At 60.9% G+C, this 25,384-nt stretch carries 9 protein-coding genes; 2 read left to right on the top strand and 7 right to left on the bottom strand.

The features are described from left to right. Window positions 1-135: 135 nt before the first annotated feature. The 3 genes from AC07V9_RS15630 to AC07V9_RS15620 are packed head-to-tail and all read right to left on the bottom strand — an operon-like array spanning window position 136 to window position 5,060. Window positions 136-1,509, bottom strand: coding sequence for an HlyD family type I secretion periplasmic adaptor subunit (locus AC07V9_RS15630; RefSeq protein WP_495016573.1), 1,374 nt, complete (start codon window positions 1,507-1,509; stop codon window positions 136-138). Then, the gene (locus AC07V9_RS15625) at window positions 1,499-3,652 is read right to left on the bottom strand and encodes a type I secretion system permease/ATPase (protein WP_495016572.1); all 2,154 of its coding nucleotides are present in this window, start codon (window positions 3,650-3,652) and stop codon (window positions 1,499-1,501) included. Before AC07V9_RS15625 ends, AC07V9_RS15630 begins: the two co-directional genes overlap by 11 nt. Window positions 3,653-3,710: 58 nt before the next feature. Next, the gene (locus tag AC07V9_RS15620; RefSeq protein WP_495016571.1) at window positions 3,711-5,060 is read right to left on the bottom strand and encodes a TolC family outer membrane protein; all 1,350 of its coding nucleotides are present in this window, start codon (window positions 5,058-5,060) and stop codon (window positions 3,711-3,713) included. A gap of 401 nt (window positions 5,061-5,461) precedes the next feature. Here AC07V9_RS15620 and AC07V9_RS15615 point away from each other — a divergent pair, with 401 nt between their 5' ends. Both AC07V9_RS15615 and AC07V9_RS15610 read left to right on the top strand, forming a co-directional pair. Continuing rightward, the gene (locus tag AC07V9_RS15615; protein WP_495016570.1) at window positions 5,462-19,621 is read left to right on the top strand and encodes a retention module-containing protein; all 14,160 of its coding nucleotides are present in this window, start codon (window positions 5,462-5,464) and stop codon (window positions 19,619-19,621) included. 83 nt (window positions 19,622-19,704) lie between these two features. Beyond that, window positions 19,705-20,043, top strand: coding sequence for a tryptophan synthase subunit beta (locus AC07V9_RS15610; RefSeq protein WP_495016569.1), 339 nt, complete (start codon window positions 19,705-19,707; stop codon window positions 20,041-20,043). 187 nt (window positions 20,044-20,230) lie between these two features. Here the strand turns inward: AC07V9_RS15610 and lapD are convergent, their stop codons facing one another. The 4 genes from lapD to yedA form a co-directional block, all read right to left on the bottom strand. Next, the gene (gene lapD / locus AC07V9_RS15605) at window positions 20,231-22,177 is read right to left on the bottom strand and encodes a cyclic di-GMP receptor LapD (protein ID WP_495016568.1); all 1,947 of its coding nucleotides are present in this window, start codon (window positions 22,175-22,177) and stop codon (window positions 20,231-20,233) included. Window positions 22,178-22,185: 8 nt separating this feature from the next. Further along, window positions 22,186-22,881: a cysteine protease LapG gene (gene lapG, locus AC07V9_RS15600; RefSeq protein ID WP_495016567.1), complete on the bottom strand. Its 696-nt coding sequence runs from the start codon at window positions 22,879-22,881 to the stop codon at window positions 22,186-22,188. 206 nt (window positions 22,882-23,087) lie between these two features. Further along, window positions 23,088-24,425 (bottom strand): RNA helicase RhlE1, encoded by a 1,338-nt coding sequence (gene rhlE1 / locus AC07V9_RS15595; protein ID WP_495016566.1) that lies wholly within the window; start codon window positions 24,423-24,425, stop codon window positions 23,088-23,090. 57 nt (window positions 24,426-24,482) lie between these two features. Further along, a complete protein-coding gene (gene yedA, locus AC07V9_RS15590) occupies window positions 24,483-25,373 on the bottom strand; it encodes a drug/metabolite exporter YedA (RefSeq protein ID WP_495016565.1) in 891 nt (296 codons plus the stop codon). Between the last annotated feature and the right edge of the window lie 11 nt (window positions 25,374-25,384).

The following is a 25,384-nucleotide window of genomic DNA, read 5'->3' as shown; positions in this document are numbered from 1 at the left end:
TCCGCACGAGGGGATCGGTCTTGAACCTGCGGGAGCGAATTCATTCGCGAGGCTTGGGTACAAACGACGGATCTCCATCGGCTGTATTATTTTCGCGAATGACTTCGCTCCCACAGGGTAAGCCGGTAGCGTGCTTTAACGCTCGTGCAGCGCCTCGGAACGTGCCTTCAGGACTGGCTTGAGCAGGTAGCTGAGAATGCTCTTCTTGCCGGTAATGATGTCCACCGAAGCGACCATCCCCGGGATGATCAGCAGGGGATGCTCATCGGTGCCCAGGTGACTGCGGTCAGTGCGCAATTTGATCACGTAGAAGGTGTTCTTCTTCTCTTCATCCTGGATGGTGTCGGCGCCGATCTGTTCCAGCTTGCCTTTGAGGCCACCGTAAATGGTGTAGTCATAAGCGGTGAACTTGATCATCGCTTCCTGGCCCGGATGCAGGAACGCGATGTCCTGCGGACGGATGCGTGCTTCGACCAGCAGGGTGTCGTCCAGCGGCACGATTTCGGCGATGTCGCTGCCTGGCTGAATCACGCCGCCAACGGTGTTGACCAGCATCTGCTTGACGATACCGCGCACCGGCGAGGTGACCATAGTGCGGTTGACGCGGTCTTCCAGGCCTTTGGCCGTGGACTGCGCTTTCGAAAGGTTGGTGCGCGCCTCGTTCAACTGAGTCAGGGCATCGCTGCGGAACTTGCCGCGCGTCTCGTCGATCTTGCGCTGCACTTCGGCAATCGCCGCTTGAGCACGAGGAATCGCCAGGGACGTGCCGTCCAGCTGACCACGGGTTTCAACTTCCGAACGCTTCAGACGCAGGATGTCCACCGGCGATACCGCGCCTTGGGCAACCAGAGGCTCGGACATGCCGATCTCTTGGCGCAGCAGGTTCAGGCTGTTGCGGTACTGCTCCTGCTTGGAGCCGAATTCGCGCAACTCTTGCTGACGTTGAATCAGTTGCTGCTGCAGACCGCCCACTTCGTCAGCCAGTTGCTGACGACGACTCTTGTAGAGCGACTCTTCGTTGGCTGCCTGATTGGCCGCCGACTTGCGCGCATCGGCGCTGATGTTCAGCGGACGATCATCCACCTCGGCGCTCAGGCGCTCCACACGCAGTTCCATCGCCACGCGGTCGGCTTCGGTTTCGCCGACGTTGGAGGCAAAACGGGTGTCGTCCAAGCGAATCAGCGGCGCGCCGGCTTCGACGATTTCGCCGTCGCGAGCATAGATCTGCGCGACGATGCCGCCCTCGAGGTTCTGGATCTTCTGGATCTTGGTCGACGGAATCGCCTTGCCTTCGCCCTTGGTCACCTCATCGATGACCGCGAAGTTGGCCCACAGGATCAGAAAGGTGAAGAACGCGATGACCGCCCAGATGGTCAAGCGCACGATGCGCGGCGCGTCATCGACCAGTGCCTTTTCCACTTCAGGCATCGGCTGCCCTTCGAGGGACGGCGAACCTTTGAAATAACCGAACAGACCACCGCCGGAATTTGGACCCGATTTAAGCAACACTGATCTGCCCCTTCTTCAACGCTTCCATCACGGCGGCTTTCGGGCCGTCGGCGAGAATCTGGCCACGGTCGATGACCAACAGGCGGTCGACCAGAGAGAGCAGCGAGGCTCGGTGGGTCACAAGGATCACGGTTTTGTTCTCGATGACGGCTTGCAGGCGCTGCTTCAAGCGCTCCTCGCCGGTGTTGTCCATGGCGCTGGTGGGTTCGTCCAGCAACAGAATCGGCGGGTTGAGCAACAGCGCGCGCGCCAGGGCGACGTTCTGGCGCTGGCCGCCGGACAGGTTCTGGCCACGCTCACCGACCTGCAGTTCGTAACCTTGCGGGTGCAGGCGAGCGAACTCGTGCACACCTGCCAGCTCGGCAGCCTGCAGGACCATTTCGTCGTCGACATAGCGCGCGCCGGACACCAGGTTGTCGCGCAGGGAACCGGCCAGCAGCTGGATGTCCTGGGCAACGTAACCGATGTTGTGGCGCAGCTCGCTGACGTCGATCTGGCGAATGTCCACGCCGTCGACCAGCAGCGAGCCTTCGTCCGGTTGATACAGGCCGACCAGCAGTTTGGCCAGGGAGCTTTTGCCCGAGCCACTGCGGCCGATGATGCCGATCTTCTCGCCCGGACGAACCACCAGATTGATGTTTTTCAGCGCCAGGTGCTGCTGGTTCGGGTAGGTGAATTCGACGCCACGAAATTCCATCGCACCCTGCAGAACCTGCCGACTCATCGGGCGCTCTTCGAAATTGCGCTCCTGCGGCAGCTCCATCATCTGGTCGACGGAGACCATGGTGACCTTGGCCTGTTGATAACGGGTCAGCAACCCGGACAGCTGCGCCAATGGGCCCAACGCACGACCGCTGAGCATGTAGCACGCCACCAGGCCGCCCATGCTGAGGTTGCCGTCGATGATCATGTAAACGCCGAAGCAGATCATCGCCACGCCGGCGAGTTGCTGGATCAGCAGGGTGATGTTCATCGCCAGACCCGAGAGGATCTTGACCCGCAGCTCCAGACGGCTAAGGGTGCCGATGGTGTGTTCCCAGTGGTACTGACGCTCGCTTTCGGCGTTGTTGACCTTCACCGCATCGAGGCCCGAGAGGGTTTCGATCAGGCTCGACTGACGCTCGGCGCCCAACGCCATGGTGCGTTCCAGCGTTGCAGTCAGCGGCTTTTGCAGCAAGTGGCCGATGCCCAGCGCGAGGGGGAACGCCACCACCGGGATCCACACCAGATGGCCACCCAGCAACGCGATGACCAACAGAATGATGAGGGTGAACGGCAGATCGATGAGGCTGGTCAGGGTCAGCGACGTGAGGAAGTCACGCATGCCTTGGAACTCATGAATGTTCTGCGCATAGCTGCCGACTCGCGCAGGACGGAACTTCATCGCCATGCCGACGATGCGTTCGAACAGCGTCGCGGAGATGATCAGGTCGGTCTTTTTGCCAGCCAGGTCCAGGCACAGGCTGCGCAGTCCTTTGAGAATCAGGTCGAACAGGTAGGCGCCGCAGATACCGGCCGCCAGTACCCACAACGTTGCGGTGGCCTGGTTCGGCACCACGCGGTCGTAGACGTTCATGACAAACAGAGGTGCGGCCAGCGCGATCAGGTTGATCACCAGGCTCGCGGCGATCGCATCGGCGTACAGCCAGCGCGACAGCTTGAGGGTATCTTTGAACCAGGAACGCGCTCGAGGAATGAGCGAACCCTTGGTCACGTCAAATTTATGCTGCGGTTGAGCGAAGAAGACTTTGCCGCCGTAGTCCTTGGCCAGCGCTTCGCGCTCGACATGAACTTCGCCGCCGTCGCTTTCGCTGATCAGCAGGCGAGCGACATCACCGTCCCAGCCCAGAAGCACCGCGCAGCGGCCTTCCTTTAATAGCAACATGGCTGGCAGGGCAATGGTGGGGATCTGGTCCAGCTTGCGAACCAGAAGACGCCCCTGCAAACCGGCCCGAGCGGCCGCACGAGGCAGCAGATCGGGGCTCAGGCGCTGGTCTGGCAACGGCAGGCCGGTGCTCAGCATCGCCCGGCTCGCCGGTTTGTGATGCAGGGCGCAGAGTGTCAGCAACCCATCCAGCAAAGGATCGTCATGCTGGCTGCGTGGATCATGACCTAGTTGAGCAGAAGGTAATTCCAAATCCACGCTGACACTCTCATTAACAGTTAAAAGTAACTGGCTCCTGACCCAGGTGCGTCAAGAATCAGTTCATACCCGGCAATTTGACCGACGGCTTTATATCATTCTGCACAACCGATGCCAGCGGAGCGACGACGCCCTGACTTTTCAGCAGGGTGCCGATGTCGGCCTGAATGCGGTACTGGGTGTAGGTTTTCAGGCTCTGCAGCTGCACCAGGCGCTGTTGCGCGGTGAACAGTTCGTTCTCGCTGTCGAGAAGGTCGAGCAGAGTACGCTCTCCCAGACTGAATTGCTGCTGATACGACGTACGGACGCTGGTTGCCCGATCAACGTACTGCTGAGCGATCGGCACTTGTTGCGATGCGTTGTTGTAGGCGTTCCAGGCCAGGCCCAGTTCTTCGTTCAACTGGCGCAGAGCATTGTTGCGGATGTCCAGTGCTTGCGAGGCCAGGTAGGACTTGGAGCTCAGGTCAGCCTTGTTGCTGCCACCGGCATACAGGTTGAATTGCATGCGCACCATCGCTTCCCAGCCATTGTTGTGGCCTTCGTCGCCACCGACGTTGTTGTCGGCGTTGCGACCCAGGTCCAGGTCGAAACGTGGGGTGAAGGTCGACTTGGCAGCCGCGTATTGTTTTTCGGCAGCGGCGATGTCCGATTCAGCCGAACGCAGCACCGGGCTGTTTTCGATCATCTGCTGACGGGCTTCCTGCAAATCGGCAGGCATCAGGGCGAACGGCGCTGGCTTTTCCAGTTGATCAGGCAGCTGACCAATGGCGCTCAGGTAGTTGGTCTGGGCGTCAGCGAGGTTGGTCTGCTCGGTGATCAGGTTGTTCTGGGCCTGGGCCAGACGGGCATCGGCCTGATCCATGTCTGCCATTCGGCCGACACCCCGGCTGGTGCGCAACTTGATCTGATCGTAGATACGCTCGTGACTTTTAAGATTTTCTTGCGCCAGGCGAACCATTTCGCGCTGTGTAAGAACATCGATATAAACCTGCGCAACTGTCAGTGCAGTGCGCTCGGAAGTATTTAACAAAGAATACGCCCGAGAATTGGCGGTGGCTTGTTGACGCCCAACTTCGTTACTTGTTGCAAAACCATCAAACAGCATTTGACGAAGACGAATGGCCGACTCACCGCGGTTCAATGTTTGCCAATGGTCACCATTGTTCTGCGCACGGGTGGTGGGGGTGTCGGAACCCGCCCGACCGTAGCCTGCCGTTACGTCGACACGTGGCAGATAACCACCCTTCGCTGCTCGGACCGCGTAGTCCTGCGCAATGCGAGCGTTAACCCCTGCCTGCACCTCGGGATGTACTTCCATGGCCTTCTGCATGGCTTCTGGCAGGGTTTGTGCCTGCACGAAGCCGACCGTCAAAGCAAAGGGTACTGCGGTGAGAAACTGGACACGCATGATGGTTCATCCCGAGAACGTACTTGTTCGAAAACGCGGCAGTCACTGCCGCATTGCATAGAAAGGCTTGTGTAAGAGATCGGCGGCGTCAGGCTGTTCTGAAGGGGTCTGGGAGCGAACAACAGAAATACGCGATCTCAGAAAATATCAATGTGACATTACGGGTGCGATTGTTTAGGATGTCGCCGAATAGGTCAATAGTTTGGCAGAAAGTTAATTAACAAGCCGATACCGGCCTGAAAATAAATTGGCGTCAAATAACCAGCACTAACTAAATCAAGTACTTAGTTGTTTGCACAAAAGTTTTGATCATTTTTAAGTAATCCAATATGAAGCGGCGTAGCGAACAGCCGGTCGGCATGATGGATACCAACTGAACGGAAACTCGGAGAGTCACCCCCATGAGCAGTGTTGTTGCCATCGTCAAAAGCATTGTTGGCCAAGTAGTCGCAGTCTCCCCGGAAGGGATTCGTCGTGTGCTGATCGAGGGTGACCGGCTTCTGGCCGGCGAGCAGGTGCTGACAGGCCCGGAAGGCTCCGTCACGCTGCAACTGCCTGACGGTCGTCAGCTGGATATGGGTCGTGACAGTCAGTGGAGTTCAGAAACGCCGACTTCCACCACCAACATTGCCGAAGCCACCGCGCAGGCCGCGCCGTCGGTTGCCGAGCTGCAGCAAGCCATCGCAGCGGGCGCGGACCCGACCAAAGACCTGGAAGCCACCGCTGCGGGCCAGACCACTGGCACCTCCGCTGATGGGGGCAACGCCGGTGGCGGCCACAGCGTCGTGATGCTGACCGAGACAGCCGATGTCGTGAACCCGAACATCGGCTTCAACACCGCAGGCCTGGGCAACAACGCCGCCGCGGGCATTCAGGAAGACGCCGCAGTCCCTCAGCGCGAATCGACCCTGAGCCTGAGCGCCACGCAAACCCTGACCGAAGCCGGCGGCGCACTGGTCTATACCGCTACCGTGACTCAGGCACCGCTGAGCGACCTGACCATCACCCTGTCCAACGGCGCGACCATCGTCATCGCCGCCGGCCAGACTACCGGTACCACGGTCGTTCAAATCCCCAACGGCAACACGCCGTACATCGACGCTCATGACATCACCACCACCATCACCGGCACCACCGGCGGTGCAGGTCTGGTGCTGACCACCAACCCGGCGCCCGCGGTGACCAACATCACCGATACCGTCGATACCACCGTTGCCAGCATCACCGGCAGCGCGCAGGTCACCGAAGGCCAAAGCGCGACCTACACCATCACCCTGAGCAATCCGGGTCAGACCGACGTCACGGTCAACCTGGTCTACAGCGGCACCGCCTCCAACGGCAGCGACTACACCCAAGTCGTCAGCGTGAAGATCCCGGCCGGTTCGAGCAGCGCTACCTTTGACCTGACAACGGTCAACGACACCATTCCCGAAGACGTCAAGAACATCACCGTGTCGATCGGCCAGATCACCGGCGGTAACTTCGAGAACGTTGTAGCCAGCAGCACCAACGGCAGCGTCACCACCGTCCTGATCGACAACGATGCACTGCCGGTTGTTGACCTGAACGGCACAGCCAATGGCACCAACAGTGAAGCCACGTTCACCGAAGGCGACAAAGGTGTTGCGATCGTCCCTGACCTGAAAGTCAGCGATGTCGACAGCCCGCTGCTGCAAGGTGCCAAGGTCACCCTGACCAACGCTCAAGCGGACGACACCCTGGTCGTGGGCAGCCCGGACGCCAAAATCAGCGTCACCACGTCCACCGTCAATGGTCAGATCGTTCTGACCCTCGCTGGCGCCGCAACACCTGCCGAATACGAAGCCGTGATCAAGTCGATCACCTTCAGCAACAGCAGCAAAGACCCGAGCGTGGCTGATCGCACCATCACCGTGACTGTCAATGATGGCCAGAACGATTCCGTGCCGGTCACCAGCACCGTTCACGTCAACGCAGTCAACGATGCACCCACCGTCACGTTCGAAAACCCGACCTACACCGAAAACGGTGACGCTCTGCCTCTGGTCAGCAATCTGCAGATCAAAGACGTCGACGGCGACACCCTGAGCGGGGCGAAGATCACCCTGACCGGCATCAAGGCCGAAGACCTCATCGTTTCCAACTACTATAAAGGCGGCACAGAAGGCACTACCGACCTGGGCATCAGCTACAAGCTGGTCGGCAACCCTGATGGCAGCATTACCATCGAGCTCTCGGGCAGCGCCTCGATCGCCGACTACACCAAGCTGATCAGCTCGATCACCTACGCCAATAACAGCGAAAACCCGGACACCACGCCACGTGGCGTGACGATCGAAATCACCGACGTCGATGCCCACGGTAGCAATAACCAGACCGGCGCTCACACCGGCGAGATCGACATCATCTCGGTGAACGACGCGCCAACCGTCAACGGCGCCAGCGGCACCGGCTACGAAGATGGCAAGGACAGTGCAGGCACCGAAACAGGCCTGGTCAAAATCGTCCTGAGCGGCGGCGACGTCGACGGCACCATCGACCACTTCAACCTGGCCGACATGGCTGAGCACGGCAAGTTCTACGCCGACGCCGCCGGCACCCAGGCACTGACCAGCGCAAGCGACATCGCAGCAGCCAACAACAGCGCCACGATTTACTTCAAGCCTGACAAGGACTGGAGCGGCAGCACCCAGTTCACCTACACCGCGACCGACAATCAGGGGCTGCCTGCCGCAACACCGGCCAGTGGCAGCATCACCGTGAGCCCTGTGACCGACATGCCTGACCTGTCGCTCGTTGGTAACGCCGTGGTTGCCTCGCTGAACGTCAATGGCGCCACCACTGGCGCACTCGACCAGATCGGCAGCGGCGCCTGGCACACCGACAACAGCGGTGGCACCGTCGAAATCAGCAGCCCGGGCACCTACGGTGTCGGCGCCAATGCTCAGAACTCGCAGGTCATCGAGCTGGAGCGCAACGCTGGCGACCCAAGCAACCTGTACACCACCATCGACGCCAAGGCCGGTGCGACCTACTCCATTTCGGTCGACTACTCGCCACGCGAAGGCGCGCTGAGCAACTCCGTCATCAATGTCTACTGGGGCGATACCCTGGTGGGGACGCTGAACGCCAACCAGACCGGCCTGCAGACCTACACCTTCCAGGTGCCGGTCACCACCGACGGCGAGGCCAAGCTTGAATTCAAGGCAGGCGACAGCAACTCCGTGGGCGGCGTGATCAACAACATCAGCGTCACCGAACAACTGAACACCGGCCTGGAAGACAAAGGCATCCTGCTGTCGACCATCAAGGCCGCCACCACCGATACCGACGGCTCGGAAACCCTGACGTTGAGCCTCAAAGGCCTGCCGGTGGGCTCGACCCTGAGCGACGGCGTCAACACGTTCACCGCAACCGCTGGCAACACGTCCACCGACATCACCCAGTGGAATCTGAGCAAGCTCACGTTCACCGCCCCCTCGAACGTCAGCGGCACCATCGGCCTGACCGTGACCGCAACCGCTCAGGACGGCACCGCTGCGCCTGTCAGCAAAGACCTGAACTTTGACGTTCACGTCATCGCCGTGGCCGATGCGCCAAGCCTGACCGTTACCTCGGCCACTGGCGCTGAAGATTCGGCCACACACCTGACCATCGCCCCGGCACTGGTCGACACCGATGGTTCGGAAAGCCTGACCACCACGGTTTCCGGTATTCCGCTGGGCGCCGTGCTGACCGACGGCACCCACAGCTACACCTCGATTCCAGGCGGCGACGGCGCTGTCATTATCAATGGCTGGGACCTCTCCACGCTGACGATCACCCCGCCGAAAGATTTCAATGGCCAGATCAATCTGGTCGTGACCGCGACCTCGACCGAAGCCAGCAACGGCCAGACCGCGACCACCACCCAGCCACTGCCTGTCACGGTAACGCCGGTCAACGACGCTCCGGTTCTGGACCTGAACAGCAAAGACGGCGCGACCGAGACCGGTTACAGCCTGAACTACACCGAAAACGGCAAGGCCATCAGCATCGCCGGCAGCAACGTGTCGATCACCGACGTGGACAACACCACGATCAAGAGCGCGACCGTCACCCTGACCAATGCTCAGGTCGGCGATGTGCTGGCGGCCAGCAGCAAATTCGGCATCACCGCGCAGATCGTCAACAGCACCGACACCAATGGCAACAAGACCATCACCGTCAACCTGAGCGGCGAATCGAGCTTGGCCAGCTACCAGTCGATGATCCAGTCGATCACCTATCGCAACACCAGCGATGACCCAAGCACTGTCGATCGCAAGATCACCGTGCAAGTCAACGACGGCCAGTCCGAGTTCAACCTGTCCAACGTTGCCACCAGCATCATCAAGGTGACTGCGGTCAACGACGCACCAACCGTTGATATGCACGGTTTCGGCAACATCACGTTCGCTGCGCCGTACGTCGAGAACCAGGCGCCGGTGAAAGTGATGTCCGGCATCACGCTGAGCGATCCGGACAGTCCGAATCTGCAGAGCGCGAAAGTGTCGATCACCAACGCCCAGACAGGCGATGCTCTGGCCTTCGATACCGGCAACACCGGCATCGTGGTCTCGTCGCAACAAGTCGGTGGCCAACTGGTTTACACCCTGAGCGGCAACGCCACCCAGGCGCAGTACGAAGCCGTGCTCAAGTCCGCGACGTTCATCAGCGCAGGCGACGACCCGGTTGGCGGCCTTCGCTTCGTCAGCGTGACCGTGAACGATGGCGAGCTGAACTCCTCGGCCGGCACCTCCGTGGTGACTGTCGTTCCAGTGAACGACGCGCCCACTCTGAGCCTGGACACCGGCACCGCTGGCTTCAGCACCGAGTACACCGAAAACCAGGCTGGCGTCAGTATCGCTGGCAAGGTCAGCATCACCGATCCGGACGATACCCGCGTACAAAGCGCGACCGTCACCCTGACCAACGCCCAGAAAGGCGACGTGCTGGCGATCGCCAACAAGTACGGTCTGACCGTCAAGGTCGACAATGACATTGCGCACAACAAGATCACCGTCACTCTGACCGGCAGCGCGACCGCTGATACCTATCAGAAAGCCATTCAGGCCATCACTTACAGCAACACCAGCGATGACCCGAGCACCATTGCTCGCACGGTCACCGTGACGGTCAGCGACGGCCACCTGATCAACGGCAGCTCGAACACCACGACATCGACCATTAACGTCATCGCGGTTAACGACGCTCCGCAAGTCGGCTTCAAGAACAGCACCTACACCGAAAACGGTGAGCCGGTCGTCATCGCCAAAGACGTGCACCTGAGCGACCTCGACAACTCGACCCTGCAAGGCGCCACCATCACGTTGACCCACCTGCAGGCCAGCGACGTCATCGGTTCGAACCTGGCCAACAGCGACGGCACGACCCAGATTCCGGGCGTGACCTTCTCTCTGAGCGGTTCGACTGCCAGCGGCACACTGGTCATCACCCTGAACGGCACTGCCAGCGTCGCCGACTACGAAGCGCTGATCCAGTCGATCAAGTTCGCCACCCCGGAAAACAACCCGAACGTCACGGCGCGTGGCGTTGAAATCAGCGTCACCGACACCGGCCTCAAGGGCGATGGCGTGGGCAACGAAACGTCGGTGGTCGCCAAAGGCGAGATCGGCATCATCGCCATCAACAACGCACCAGACGTCACTTTCAGCAGCTTCTCCTACACCGAAAACGGTGACGCGACCGCGCTGGTCAAGGACTTCGCGGTAAAAGACGTCGACAGCACTGAGTTGAGCGGCGCGAAGATCACCCTGACCGGCTTCCTGACCGAAGACGTGATCGTCTCCAAGTACTACGTTGGCGGCACCGAAGGCACCACCGAAGTCGGCGGCATCAGCTACAAACTGAGCAGCGACAGCAATGGCAACATCATTATCGAGCTGACCGGCAAGGCTTCGATCGCCGACTACGAAAAGCTGATCAACTCGATCACTTATCAGAACAGCAGCGACGACCCGAGCACCGCGGCCCGTGGCGTGACCGTCTCGGTCACTGACGTCGATGCCCATGGCAACGACAACCAGACCACCACCGTGGTCCACGACAGCCAGATCACCGTGGTGGCTGTCAACGACGCACCAGTCATCGGTTCGAGCAATGGCCAGGCGCTGGGCAACACCTGGATCGAAACCCCGGCCACCGGTGAGTTCTCCCAGGCTGGCAAGGGCCCTGGCCTGATCGCTGCCAACCTGACCCTGACCGATGCAGACAGCTCGGCCATGAAGAGCGCGGTCGTCACCATCACCAACGCCAAAGACGGCGACGAACTGTCGCTGAAAATCGGCAACACCGTTTACCACGATGGCGATGTGCTGACCGTCGGGGGTGCAAGCCTGACCCTGAGCATCAAAGGCAACGTCCTGACGCTGACCGGTGACGCATCGACCGCAGCCTATCAAGCAGCGCTGCGCGGCGTGCAGTTCGACAACACCTCGCACAACCCGAGCAACATTCAGCGCGACATCACCATCACCGTCAACGATGGTGGCGACGAGAACAGCAGCAGCACCGTTCACTCGTACATCAACGTCATCCCAAGCAACGACACGCCGGTGGTCACTGGCGCGCCTGTTGTCTTCACCGAAGGCGACGCCGCGAAATCGATCATCAGTGGCCTGACCCTGACCGACGTCGACAACACCACCATGAGCAAGGCCGTGGTCACCCTGACCGGCATGCAGCCCGGTGACGTGCTGAGCATCGGTGCTGCGCCACAAGGCGTGACCGTCACTGAAATCAAGACCAACGGTGTCGTGACGGGCTACACCCTTGAAGGCACCGCCTCCAATGAGCAGTACAAGGCGCTCATCGACTCGATCACCTTCAACAGCCCGGGCGACAACCCGACTGGCGGCGTCCGCAACGTTACTGTCACCGTTACCGACAGCGGCGACGTTGACCACGGCAGCCGCGACGGCACCAAGTCGAGCACCTACACCGGCACCATCGACGTGAAGCCGGTCAACGACGCGCCAATCATCGGCCACACCGGTACTGGCACCAGCTTCGGCAACACCTGGAACGAGTCGCTGGCTGACGGTACGCCGTCGGGCGGCGGCAAAGGCCCGGGCAAGATCGCTCGCGATTTCACCCTGACCGATCCGGACACCACCGTGCTGCACAGCGCGACCGTCACCCTGACCAACTCGCACACCGGTGACATTCTGAACGTGGTCAACGCCGCCGGCCTGACCTACCAGATCACCAGCACCACCGATGCGCAGGGCAAAGTCAGCCAGACCATCACCTTCGGTCCAGGCACGACGGCGCAGTACCAGACAGCGATCCAGTCGATCACTTTCGACAGCTCCTCGCACAACCCGAGCACTGAAAACCGTATCATCAACATCACCATTGATGACGGCGGCGACGTCAACAACATCGCCACCACGACGTCGACCATTCGTATCACCACGGTCAACGATGCGCCGACCGTGGTCACCGACAACGTCCTGTTCACCGAGAACGACACTGCGGTGTCGGTAGTCAATAACCTGAACCTGGCCGACCTGGACAACACCACCCTGAGCAAGGCCGTGGTCAATGTCACCGACATGAAAGTCGGCGAGCTTTTGACCCTCACCGGCACCAAGCCTGATGGCGTGACCGTGACCGAGGTGAAGAACTCGGCAGGTCAAGTGACCGGCTTCACCCTCACCGGCATCGCGACCATCGAGCAGTACAAGGCGCTGATCGAATCGATCAAGTTCCAGGCGCCGGGCGATAACCCGACTGCGGGCACCCGTGGCGTCGACATCACCGTTACTGACTCCGGCGCCAAGGGCAACGGCGTGAACGGCAAGGAGTCGTTCCTCGGTCACGGCGAAATCTCCGTGGTTGCGGTCAACGACGCCCCGACCGTAGTGGCTGGCGCCCACGGCGACGGCAAGGAAGACGACGGCCAGGCCAATTCGGGCATCGCCATTACCTTGAACGGCGGCGATGTGGACGGTCATGTCGACCACTTCAACCTGGTTGATCTGGGTGCGCACGGCACGTTCTTCGCCGACGCCGCCCACACCATCGTTATCGACGCCAACACCAACATCACGGCGTCCGGCAACAGCGCGACCATCTACTTCGTGCCGGATGCAGACTGGAGCGGCACCACCGACTTCAGCTACAAAGCGGTGGATAACGGCCTGGCCAACGGTCAGGACGTACTGAGCTCGCCTGTCGTGAACGGCAGTGTCACCGTGGCCCCGGTCACCGACACCCCATCGCTGAGCATGGATGGCAGTTTCACACGTGGCATCGACTTCCAGGGCTCTGGCACTGGCACCGGCGTTGCCATCAATCAGTTCAGCGGTGGCGTGTGGCACACCAACAACGCTGGCAATCAGGTCGAAATCAACACTGCCAGCACTTATGGCGTGACTGACCCGAACCAGGGGGCTGGCAACCACGTCATCGAGCTTGAGCGCAACTCGGGCGATGCCAGCAACCTATGGACCGAATTCTCGGCCAAGGCCGGCGAGACCTACACCGTCTCCGTCGATTATTCGCCGCGCGCCGGCGCGCTGAGCAATTCGGTCATCAACGTGTTCTGGGGCACCACCCTGATCGGCACGCTGAACGCCAGCGAACTGGGGCTCAAGACCTACAAGTTCCAGGTTCCGGTCACTGCCGATGGCACCGCGCACCTGGAATTCAAGGCCGCGGACAGCAACTCCACCGGCGGCATTCTGGACAACATTTCGGTGACCCAGAACGTCAACACCGGCTACGAGGATCAGCCCATCCTGCTGTCGGCCGTGCATGCAGCCAGCACCGACCGTGACGGTTCGGAAACCCTGACCCTGACCCTCAACGGCCTGCCGAAAGGCGCGGTCATCACCGACGGCACCCCAGGCCACACCTTTACTGCTGGCGCGGACAACGCTTCGGTCGACATCAGCGGCTGGAATCAGTCCACCCTGAAGTTCACCGGCCCACAAAACTTCAGTGGCGACGTGGCGCTGAAACTGACCGCAACCGCCAAAGACGGCGCCGCCGACGCTGTCAGCAAAAACCTGGACTTCACCGTTCATGTGATTGCTGTGGCTGACAAGCCAGACCTGACTGTCACCAGCGCAACCGGCGACGAAGACACCGCGATCAAACTGGACATCAGCACGGCACTGGTCGACACCGACGGTTCGGAAAGTCTCACGCTTACCGTGTCCGGCATTCCGCTGGGCGGCGTCGTGACCGATGGCCACAACAGCTACACCTCGATCCCGGGCGGCGACGGTGCAGTCATCATCAACGGCTGGGACCTGAACAACCTGACCTTCACCCCGCCGAAGGACGCCAACGGCACGATCAACCTGACCGTGATCTCGACCGCTACCGAGTCGAGCAACGGCAACGCGACGTCGAACAGCCAGACCCTGACCGTCAATGTCACCCCGGTCAACGACGCGCCAGTGTTCGGCCATGACCGCGGCTACAGCGACTACGGCAACACCTGGAACGAAACGCCGGTCGGTGGCGATGCCACTGCCCCAGGCAAAGGCCCGGGCCAGATTGCTGCGGATATCACCATCAAGGATCCGGACAACGCTACGCTGCAAAGCGCCACCGTCACACTGACCAACTACAAGGCTGGCGACATCCTCAACGTGGTCAACGATGCAGGCCTGAAGTACACCACCACCGACATCACCGACGCAGACGGCAAAGTGACTGGCAAGGTCATCACCTTCGAATCGGGCACCGCGCAGCAGTATCAGACGGCGATTCAGTCGATCACCTTTGACAGCACGTCTCACGATCCTGACAAAACCGATCGCATCATCGACATCAGCGTCAACGACGGTTCGGTCGCGAGCTCGACGACTTCGACCATCCACATCACCACAGTCAACGATATTCCGACTGTGCACACCGATGCGGTGACCTTCACTGAAAACGACCCGGCAACGTCTGTCGTCAGCCAACTGGATCTGGCTGACGTCGATAACACCACGCTGTCCAACGCCGTGGTCTCGGTCGCTGTCAAGGCGGGCGATGTCCTGACCTTCACCGGCACCGCGCCGCAAGGCGTGTCGGTCACCCCAACCTACGCCGCCGATGGCACGACCGTTACCGGTTACACCATCCACGGCGTCGCGACCATCGACCAGTACAAGGCGTTGATCGAAGCGATCAAGTTCAACAGCCCGGGCGACAATCCGGTTGCGGGTGACCGCGCCGTGACAGTCACCGTGACGGATTCCGGCGCCAATGGCGACGGCGTAGGCGGCAAGGATTCCGTGGCGGCCACCGGCAAGATCACCGTGATCGCAGAGAACGATCCACCGGTCGCCAACGACGACTCAGGCATCAAGCTGAGCGGCCTGCAAGGCAACTACTACGGCTACAACGACACCGGCGCGAACAAAGACGGCTCGAACCTGGGGACGATCAAACAGGCGCTGGACTTCATCGCCTCGCATTCGGCCGATGCCACGTTCTCGGCAACCAGCATCAACTACGGCACCGTCAACACCTTCGGTAATGACTTGGGTCGCTCCGGCAACCTGACCAAATTCCTGGGCAATGACAGCGCTTCGCTGGAGTACAAGAACGGTACCAGCACCCAGACCACCAGCACCGATGCCATCATCGAGCTGTCGGGCAAAGTGACCCTGGCTGCGGGCACCTACTCGCTGAGGATTACCGCGGACGACGGCTATAGCATCCTCATCGACGGTAAGCAGGTCGCTTCCTACGATGGCAACCAGTCGCCAACCACGCGTACTACCGCGACATTCAGCATCGACAACAGTGGCACCCACGACATCCAGATCGTCTATTGGGATCAGGGCGGTCAGGCGCAGCTGAAAATCGAAGCGGCCACCGTCGATAACCAAGGCAAAGTCGGCACGTACAACGTGTTGAGCACCACCAGCGCAACACTGGGCCACGACACCTTGACCACCCTCGAAGACCAGCCTCTGGTCATCAAGGCTGCAACGCTGTTGGCCAACGACACCGACCCGGACAGCACGCACCTGTCCATCAACAATGTGAAGATGGACCCAAGCAAAGGCTCCGTTGCGCTGGACAGCTATGGCAACGTGATCTTCACCCCGGCCAAGGACATCAATGGTCCGGTGACCTTCACCTACACCATTACCGACGGTGAAAAGACCTCCAACGTTGCGACCGTGACCGTCAACGTCACGCCGGTCAACGATGCGCCAATCGCTTCGACGAGCACTGCCGCTGGCTTGGAAGACACCACGATCAGTGGCCAACTGCAGGCCCGCGATGTCGACACCGGCGATGTCCTGACCTACTCCGTTGCCGATAACAACAAGCCAGCAGGTTTCAGCCTGAACACCGCGACCGGCCAATGGACCCTGGACGCCGGCAACCTCGCGTATCAGCACCTGGCGGCCGGCACGACGACCACCCTGTCCGTGCCGTTCACCGTCACTGACAAGGCGGGCGCGACCAGCACGTCGAATCTGACCATCACCGTCACCGGCACCAACGACGCACCGGTGGCCAAAGTGAGCACCGGCGCAGGCTCCGAAGACACCACCATCAGCGGCCAGCTGCAGGGCTCGGACGTTGACGACGGCGATACACTGACCTACTCCGTCAAGGCTCAAGACAAACCTGCCGGATTCACCGTCGATGCCAGCGGCCACTGGACACTGGACGCCAGCAACTCGGCATATCAGTACCTGGCAGCGGGTCAAACCACGGTCGTCAACGTGCCGTTCAGCGTCACCGACAAGGCTGGCCTGAGCAATACGTCGAATCTGGCGATCACTATCACCGGCACCAACGATGCTCCAACCGTCGGCACGGCTGCGGCCACCGGCACGGAAGACACGCCACTGGTACTGAACTGGGCCAACTTCGGCATCAGCGACGTCGACTCTGCAACATCGGCACTGGGCATCAAGATCACTGCCCTGCCAAGCGGCGGCGACCTGCAATACAAAGCGGCCAATGGCAGCTGGGTCACCATGACCAGCGCCGATGTGGGCAAAGCGTTCAGCTACGCCGACATCGCAGCCGGTAAACTGCAGTTCGTCCCGACAGCCGACAAGTCCGGCAGCAGCGACTACAGCGCTACAGGCATGGGTGATCAGAAGTCCATTTACAGCCAGCTGCAGTTCAGCGCCACCGATGGCGGCACCGTCGCCACACCGGGCACCCTGAACATCAGCATCCGTCCATCGGTGGATCAACCGTCCCTGACGCTGGGCACCAGCGCAGTCACCTCGACCGGTCTGGTCAAGGATGTCTGGGTCGGCACACTGACCGGCATGGGCACCAACGGTAATGGTGCGAGCGAGTCGACCATCAAGTCGGGCTTCAACACCACCACTGCGCCGACCACCCACACCACCGCCACGGATGCACAGGACAGCAACGTTGCAGCCGGTACCGGTACCAAGTTGTCCGGCCTGATCTACCTGGAAGCGGGTCACACCTACAACTTCTCGGGCACGGGCGATGACAGCCTGCTGATCACCCTCGGTGGCACCACCGTGGCCAATGCAGCCTGGGGCAGCAACGGCGGCACCATCACGTCGACGGGCTACACCCCGACGACCTCCGGCTACTACACCCTGGACATCTACCATTACAACCAGTCAGGTCCGGGCAATTACACCATCAGCCTGAAGGACACGGTGGGCACCACCACCACCACCACGACAGCGCTGAACAGCACCAACGCGCTGCTGTACACCTCGGTGGACGACCTGAAGGCCTCTGGCCTGAACGGCGTGACGCTGCATGAAAACGGCGCAGGTAGCGGCGAGGGTTACTACACCGCCTACGATCTGAACCACGGCACCGAAAACAGCCCGATCAAGCTGAGCTCGATCACGGCCAACTACACCGACAACGACGGTTCGGAAACCCACGTCACCACGATCAGCGGTGCACCGGCCGGTTCCATCCTGACGGACAGCGCGGGCCACAGCGTCACCATCGCGGCCTCGGGCACCGGTGTAGACGTCAGCAACTTTGACCTGACCAGCCTGGTCATCAAAACGCCTGAGTACTACAGCGGCAACTTCACCCTGACCGTCACCGCGACGGCTACGGAAACCGCGCTGGTGGGCAAGGCAGGTGCTGTCGCGACGGCGACCGACACCAAGCAGATCAACGTTGTGGTCGATAAAGGCACGTACACGTCGACCGAAGGCACGGCGGGTGACAGCACTGTCACCGGCACTGCGTCTAACGACATCGTGGTCGCGGACGTCACCGCCATGCATCTGGTGAAAGGTCAGAATTACGACATCGCCTTCATGATCGACACGTCGGGCAGCATGCAGAAACAGCTGACCGAGATGAAGGCACAGCTGGTGTCTGCACTGACGGATCTGGCCGCTTCGGCAAGCTCTGTCGAAGCCGGGACGGTCAAGGTTTACCTGACCAGCTTTGGCAGCTCGGCTAACACCGGGAAGACGTTCGACATCTCCACCGCTGACGGCCTGAACGCAGCAAAAAACTTTGTGAACGGGCTGACCACTAGCGGCAATACCAACTATGAGTCGGTGTTCAATCAGACCACTACCTGGTTCAACAGCAGCGATGCCATCAACGCCGGCGCCCAGAAGCTCACGTTCTTCATCACCGATGGTCAGCCAAACGTCTACGACTCCAGCATCAAGGGTGTGGGCAACACGCTGGATTCGCACACCACCGCGGCTTACAACAAGCTGGCGGCGGCGAGCACCAACGGGATCGAAGCGATCGGCATCAACACCTCCGCACTGGACAAGTACGACACCAACAACCATTCGCAGAACGTCATTGATGTGAGCAAGCTCAAGGACGCGATCCTGAGCAGCGAAACGCTGACGGGTCCTGGTGCAGACTCGGTCAATGGTGGTGACGGCAACGACATCCTGTTCGGCGACATGATCAACTACAAGACGCTGGAAGGGGCTGCAGCGCTGAAGCTGTTCGCAGCAGAGGCACTGGGCAAAGACGTGTCGACGATCGACGACAAGACGCTGCACTCGTTCATCTCCACCCACGTCGATGACATAGTTCACCTGGCCAACGCGTCGAGCACCTATGACGCCACCAAGTACCCACTGCTGGCGGATGGCAATGACACCCTGCTGGGTGGCAACGGCGATGACATCCTGTTCGGTCAGGGTGGCAACGACACGCTGTACGGTGGCAACGGCAACGACCTGCTGATCGGTGGTAAAGGCAACGACATCCTCTACGGTGGTGCCGGTGCCGATACCTTTGCCTGGAAAGCAGGCGATACCAACAGCGGTGGTTTTGACGTGATCAAGGACTTCAGCACGAAGGAAGGCGACAAGATCGACCTGCGCGACCTGCTTCAGGGCGAGGACAGCAATGACCTCAACAACCTGAGCAAGTACCTGCAGATCACCAACGATGGCAAGGACACCACCATCGAGATCAGCAGCACGGGCCAGTTCACCACCGCCACCAACGCAGCGAATGCCGGTAGCACGGCAGATACGCACATCAAGGTGGAAGGCGTGACCTGGAACAACGACATGCTCAAGTCTCTGGTGCAAGGCAGCGATCCGACCATCAAGGTCGATCATCACTGATAGCCCACTAGCGTGAGCTGATGTACTGTGCTGGCAGCCGTCTCAAACGGCTGCCAGCCTTTGCATTCACTGAGGAATGAGCCATGTTTTACGTTCAGCGCGATGCAGCGGGACAGCTTGTGCGTGTCGAGGCGGCGGCCTTTGCCGAAGCGACCGGCCAGCTACCGGCCGACGATCACGAGATCCAGGCCTGGTACGCCAATGAAGTGGTGGAAAAGAGCCTGAACCAGCTCAAGTTGAGCGACATGGAGATGATCCGTGTACTCGACGACTTGATTCAGGTGCTGACCAGCAAGGGCATTCTCAACATCACCGATTTGCCCGCGCCTGCGCAGGCGAAGTTACTCGACCGTAACCAGGCGCGGGAAAACCTGGGTGGCCTGAGCAACCTGATCAATGACGATGAGACGCGGTTGATTTAAGCGGATACAAAGCTGCTTCTGCCCAGAGGGCGTAGGAGCAAGCTTGCTCGCGATCTGGCGCGAAGCGGCAGTAAAGTCTGTGCATGCGACAGGACTGACACCCCGCGTAGGCAGACTCTACTGCCGCTTCGCGCCAGATCGTTGGCAAGCCGACTCCGGCCTGCGGCCAGAATCAAAAACACTGGATTCACTTCCAGGGCGCTGGATCACCGACCAACCGGCCCTGCACGCCTTCGATTCCCATCTCGGCAATCACCTGACGCTCGCCTTCGGTCTCGACACGCTCGGCGATCAGCGGCAGGTCGATGCTGTGCGCGGCACGCTGCACGGCCTCGATGAACAGGCGCTTGTGGCTTTCTTCGTCGACGGCGCGAATATAACTGCCGTCGATCTTCAAATACGCCAGCCCCAGATGCGCCAGGTTGCCAATCATGCTGAAACGGCCGCCGAAGCGTTGCAGCGCCAGGGTGAAACCGGCTTCTTGCAGGCGGCGAGCGAGCTTTTCCAGCACCGCTTGGTCCGGCAGCTGTTCTTCGCCGATCTCGAAGGTCAGGCGACCGCGCAGTTTCGGGTGCTGGCGCAGGGCATCGAACACCTGATTCAACGCAGCAGGGTCATTCAGCGTGGCCGCCGACAGGTTCAGCGCCAGCGGCTGATCGTGGGTTTCCATGTGTTCGAGCACGAGTTGCAGCATCAGCAGGTCGAGGCGGCTGGCCCAGCCAAAGCGCTCGATCCACGGCAGGAAACGCCCCGCCGGAATCGCCTGGCCCTGTTCGTTGACCAGCCGCGACAAGGCCTTGTAGTGCAGCACGCGATCGGTATTGCGCGTCTCGACCACCGGCTGGAAGAACAGCTCGAAACCGCCTTTGCTCAACGCCGAATCCAGCACTAGACGCCAAGTGTGCTCGTCGTCCCCTACATTGGTCACCACGCCGTTCTCGACGCACGCCCAAGTCTGCTCGCCCTGGGTTTCAGCCAACGCCAGCGCCTGATCCGCCAACGCCAGCAAGGTCAGCGGCGCCTCGCCCGGCGTGTACGGCGCCAGGCCCATGTGAGCAACCGGCTGCACGTCGGACGCGCCGGTCGCCCCCAGCGCATGCAGGGCCTGCTCCAGATCGCGAACCAGTTCCAGTGCTTCTTGATGGGCCATACCCGGCGCCAGCACCGCAAACTCGCCACCCCGGGAGCGGCTGATGAGATTACGCATTTTGGGGTATGTGTCGCTCAGTTTGACCAGCACCTGCGCGACGGCCACCAGCAAGGCGTCCGTGCGTTTGCCGCCCAGACGCAGGTTCAAGCCCGCCAGATCCGACACACGCAGCAACAGCAGATAACCGGCCCGCTCTTCTTCCTGATTACTGACATGGGCCTTGAGCTGCATGTCGAAATAGCGCCGGTTGGAAAGCCCCGTCAGGCTGTCCTGATAAGACTCGATCCGCAGCTTTTCGCTGCGCTCGGTGCTTTCCTGAAACAGCGCCTTGAGCTTCTCGACCATCTGGTTCATTGCCTGCACCACGCGGCGCAGCTCAGGGGTGCGCGGCAATTCGGGCAGAATCAGGAATTCACGACGACCAATGGCGTGAGATTGCGCGACCATGTAATCCAGCGGCTTCAACTGCCGACGCAACAGCATGGCGCCAAGCATCGCACTGATGATGCCGCACACGACCAGCCAGCCAAGGCTGCCCAACGCGCTCTGCCACAGCTTGGCCAGGGCGAACATCGGATGGCTGACCACCTCGACCCGCGCGGTCTGCTGCCAGCCGCGACTGACAATCGCCTCGCCCCCCGCGGGCTCCAAGCCGATGGCGTTGATGAACCACTGCGGCACGCCTTGATTGTCAGGCGTAGCGCTACGCTCGACGATCACGGCATTGGTCGCCAGATCCACCACGCGAATGCTGGCGTAGTAGCCGCTGTCGAAGATCGACGTCACCATTAGCTCGACCATCGTCGGGTCGTCGATATTCGTCGTCAGCGACAACGCCAGCGACGTCGCGGCATCCTGCGCGTGAGACCGCAGCTGGTTGACGTACTGCGCGCGCGAACTCTCCAGGCTGACAACAAAACTGCCGGTGAACGCGACCACCAGAAACAGACAGATAGCGATCAACAGCTGTTTGAAAAGAGACATCGGTACTCCTAGTTCTCAGGCTCTGGGGGAAAGCCTTCGGCGGTCATTTTCTTCAGCACGTCCTGCCAGCGGGACAGACGTTTGGTATCGCTCACTTTCTTGTTGCCCTGCGCGCCCGGCAAAAACAGCCCTTCGGCGTTGAAGGAATACACCGGCAACAGGTCCTGGCGTTCGCTGGCAGGCTTGATTTCATTGATCAGACTGTCGAGCACCAAGGGCATGGCGTTCGGGCTCGAATAATAGGTCAGCACCATGTGCGCGCGATTCAGGCGCAAGGCTTTAACGTAGGTGATCAGCAGCTTTTCGCTGGGTACGCCGAGCCGACGCAGGCTGAAATACTTGGCGATGGCGTAGTCTTCACAGTCGCCTGCGCCCTTCCACAACGACTCGATGGGCGTGGCCCAGTAATCGACCTCGTGCCACAAGTCGATATCTTCCTCATAGCGCATCTGCTTGTTGAAGAAGGCGTTGACCACCTTCAGCTTGTCCATCTCACTGATCTGCTTCTCGGTCGACAACAGGTTCTGCCACGCATCGATGCGTTGTTTGCCGGCGCCCAAGGGGCCATACAGCGACTCGGCACGACGGCTGATCAACGAAAAGTCCCAGTCCGCGCTCAGATAGCTCGCACACGCCGTGCACGTCAGTGCAAGCGCAAGCAGCAGCCAAAACCCAGGGCGCTTGTGAGCTGAACGTACTGCCAATTCGTTTAGTCCATCAGCCAACGGAGAATCGGAAAGCGATGGTGAGGGGTCGGGCGGGAAAAGACAATGGCGTCTTGAGATCATCGGTCCCTGTTACCTGCCAGCGAGTCCATTCATGACACATTCACTGTAGCAGCACCGCCTGCCAGCGGTGGCGTCATCACCATCGCCACCACTGGCAAGCCGAGCTGCTCGAGGCTACCCGCTTACGGCTTTTTCTTGCGCGGCCCGGTGTTGAAGACCGGCACCTTGCGCACCGGCTTGGCCGCAGGCACATCGGCTGTGGTCTCGCCGCTGTCGACCCACTTGCCCAGATTGCGCTTGCCACCGCTGCCACTGGTTTTCGGCTTCTTGGGCTTTTTCGGTTTCTTCAGGATCTGGCCGCTGGCGTCGGTCACCGGCACGCGGTGCTCGGGCTCGAAATCCGGCTCTACCTTGCGCTGCAGGGTCTGACGGGTCAGGACTTCAATGGCACTGAGCAGATCGACTTCGTCGGCGCACACCAGCGAAATCGCTTCACCGGTCTGCCCGGCACGGCCGGTACGACCGATGCGGTGGACGTAATCTTCGGCGACGATCGGCAGGTCGAGGTTGACCACGGTGGGCAGATCGTCGATGTCCAGACCACGCGCGGCAACGTCGGTGGCGACCAGAATCTGCACTTCACCGGTCTTGAAGCGATCCAGCGCGCGCTGGCGAGTGGCCTGTGGCTTGTCGCCGTGAATGCCGTCGGCGTTGATGCTCAGGCCCTGCAGGCGGTCCACCAACTGATCGACGCCCACGCGGGTCTTGGCGAACACCAGCACCTGGCTCCAGCGCAGCTTTTTCAGCAGGTGGATGAACAGCTCGCTCTTGCGCTTCTTGTCGACGGTCACGATCCACTGCTTGACCGAGGACGCCGCGACGTTGCGCGGGCTGACTTCGATGGTCAGGGGGTTGTCGAGCATCTGCCCGGCGAGCAGGCGAATGGGCTCGGAGAAGGTGGCGGAGAACAGCAAGGTCTGGCGACGCTTGGGCAGCGCGGCGTAGATGTCGCGCAGCTCTTCGGAGAAGCCCAGATCGAGCATGCGATCGGCTTCGTCGAGGATCAGGGTCTGCAGCTGGGAGAACTTAACCGCATTCTGACGATGCAGGTCGAGCAGACGGCCCGGCGTTGCCACCAGCACATCGACGCCGCGGCGCAGCTTCATCATCTGCGGGTTGATGCTCACGCCGCCGTAGACCGCGTAGGTGCTCAGCGGCAGGTGTTCGGCGTACTGGCGGATCGCTTCGTGAACCTGCTCGGCCAGCTCACGGGTCGGCACCAGCACCAGCGCACGTACCGAGTTGGCTGCGACTTTGGGGCCCTCCATGGTCAGGCGCTGCAGCAATGGCAAGGCGAAACCGGCGGTCTTGCCAGTGCCGGTTTGCGCTGCGGCCATCAGGTCGCGGCCTTCGAGGACCGGCCCAATGGCCTTGGCCTGAACGGGAGTGGGCGTCTGGTAGCCGAGCGTTTCGAGGGCGCGCAGCAAAGGTTCGATCAGGCCAAGAGAGGCGAATGTCATGGGGATACCGTCGAAAAAGGGTCAGCGCGTCGCGCAATGGCGCGCAGTTTACCCGTTTTAAGCGGGTTTCTGCTTGCGCCACTGCGGCAAGCCGATCAGCACCACCGCGCTGATGATCACGGCCATGGCTGCGCCTTCGGCAGGGCCGATGTGTTCGTCGGCGAACAACACGCCGAGCAACACCGCGACCGCCGGATTCACATAGCAATAGCTGGTCGCCGCTGCAGGCCGCACGTTTTTCAGCAGGTACATATAAGAGCTGAACGCCACGATGGAGCCGAACACCACCAGGTAGGCCATCACCAGCCAGCCGGAAAGCCCCGGTGACTGGGTCACACGCTCGCCACTGAGGTAGCTGGCGAGCAACATCAGGACGCCTGCCACCAGCATTTCGCAGGCGCTCGCCATCGGGCCGGGAGGCAGCGGCAGGTAACGGCTCCAGACCGAGCCGAACGCCCAGGCGGCGGCTGCGAAGATCACCAATGCCGCGCCATAGGGACTGGCTTGCAGGTTCGAGCCCAGATTGAGCAGGCCGATGCCGATCAGCCCCAGCAGGATCCCGGCCCACTCAAGCGGCGTATTGCGCTGGCGCCAGAACAGGCCGAACAGCAACGTGAACAGCGGAACCACTGCCACCGCCAGCGCCGCGACACCCGATGCCACGCCTGCGTGTTCGGCCAGGGTCACTGCGCCGTTGCCACAGGCCAGCAACAGAAAGCCGATCATAGCGGCCGCCTTCCATTGTTTCCAACTGGGCATCGGCGCGCCGCGAAAGCGCATGAAGGCGAACAGAATGGAGCCGGCAATGGTGAAGCGCACCCCCGCCATCATCAGCGGCGGCCAGGTCTGGATACCGATGCGTATGGCCAGGTAAGTGGAGCCCCAGATCACGTAAAGCGCGAAAAAGGCCCCGATCAGCAACAGGGGAAAACGGCGGGAGGCAGGCATGAACAGGCTCA

The organism is Pseudomonas sp. GW821-FHT02A11, assembly GCF_059421985.1.
This window is presented reverse-complemented; position numbering and strand designations above follow the sequence as displayed.